The organism is Vibrio hepatarius, assembly GCF_018860525.1.
Taxonomy (GTDB): Bacteria; Pseudomonadota; Gammaproteobacteria; order Enterobacterales; family Vibrionaceae; genus Vibrio; species Vibrio hepatarius_B.
In genome coordinates, this window is record NZ_JAHKPM010000034.1 from 1 (window position 1) to 1,563 (window position 1,563).

Here is a 1,563-nt window from a genome sequence, read left to right on the forward strand (position 1 = left end):
ATGGAAAAGTCGCTTAACTCGATGTCCAAAGCTAATGGTGTAGATAGCTCAGGAGTAGTCCGCTTCAATCTTCATCGAATAATCTACTAAATAAAGTGGCGTCAGGTTTGTCCAATACCCGGATAAGATGTCAGCGGCGCGACATCTATCCTTATTTGTCATGTAACTATGCCTACGTATGACTATGCAGTACTATTAGCGATATTTTATGAATTTGTACTTAAGAGACTCTAATGATTAAATTTTTAGCACCTGTAATCATAGTTGCAGCTACAGGCCTTGTCGGTTTGGTTAACAAAGATGCTATCTATGAAAAGTACTTGCAAACACAAGTCAACAAGAACTTAGTTATAGAAACTGGTAGCACAAAGTATTGTGGTCACGTTATCAAAGATAATGAGACTCCAGAGCAATTAGTTAACAGAGTTAAACAGCAATTCAATGGTGCGGCTGCATTTAGACAAGTTATAGATATTTACGAAAACATTCTACATGACACGGATGAAATTGAAGCGATAACTAAAAAAATTAGAGATTGGGGTTGGCAAGGTGATGATTCCCTTGTAGAAGACATAGCCAAATACAAGGATGATCCATACCAGCAAGACTATTTAGCTGAACTCATCGCGTTACAAGATTATAGAAAGTCAGCCTCACATAATAAAGATGAATTGATAAAAGAGCGTGATTCCCTAAGAGATGCTTTGTATTTGGCAAAAAAACCACAATTAGAGAAAGATATTTCTAATGCTATATCTCAGTTTTCCTGTGAACTGGACGATGAATCATTCAACCAAGAAGCAGATGTCATTCTAGCAAGTTTAAACCCAACGCTTTCAGGAGAAGAAAAAAAACACCTAGAAGAAATAGTAAAAAAACGAACTGTACAAGGGTTAAAGAATGCCTCAGTGCCTTTAGAAACGTTTACTAAGAAATTTTATGAACTTATTAATGACGCTGTCGCAGAAATCAAAATCCTTGACTCTGAGACTATAGTCAAAGACCAAACGATTACTAACACTTTATCGGTTGTATCAACAAACTCTTTTGGAAAAAAACAACGCTTTGAAGTCGGTTGTGTAGCATATGCTGTTGGCATAAACCCTATATTTGGCTCGGCGAGTATCTTTAATTGCTTTTTTCGTAAATCAGGGGAAACGTTGGGAGATAGTATCTACCTTCACGACCTAATGCTTGTCGAAGAATTCGATGATGAAAACCAATGGAACAAAGTTAAAAAAGAAGTTCTAAAAGAGTTTAAATAACGACATCTCACATGAAAATCCGCCTATCTCAACCTTAGGCGGTAGCTTTATGCGCATTAAGCTCTTTTTGTCATACATTTGATTTATCCTGAGTTTTAACCGCATTTACGAAGTCACTTTTCAGTCTGTTGAACGAACCAAAAGTAGCCGAAGGCTCATCTGCAAATAAATCGGTCACCTCTGAAACTAATAAGCTAGCTTTGTCATACACTTCGTTAGTACTAAATAATTCAATAAGAACGAGATCCTCGTTGATTGGCGAGAGATAAGTTGAGTAGTTTTTAGACCTAACTAAATC

2 protein-coding genes are annotated in these 1,563 nt (G+C 36.7%); one reads left to right on the forward strand and one right to left on the reverse strand.

Annotated features, from left to right (window positions below; translation table 11 throughout):
* Positions 1–233 precede the first annotated feature (233 nt).
* A complete protein-coding gene (locus KO511_RS09965) occupies positions 234–1,265 on the forward strand; it encodes a hypothetical protein (RefSeq protein ID WP_012774819.1) in 1,032 nt (343 codons plus the stop codon).
* A 70-nt stretch (positions 1,266–1,335) separates the two neighbouring features.
* Here KO511_RS09965 and KO511_RS09970 read toward each other — a convergent pair.
* Positions 1,336–1,563 (reverse strand): hypothetical protein (locus KO511_RS09970; protein WP_215987290.1); only part of this gene is annotated, 228 nt, incomplete at its 5' end.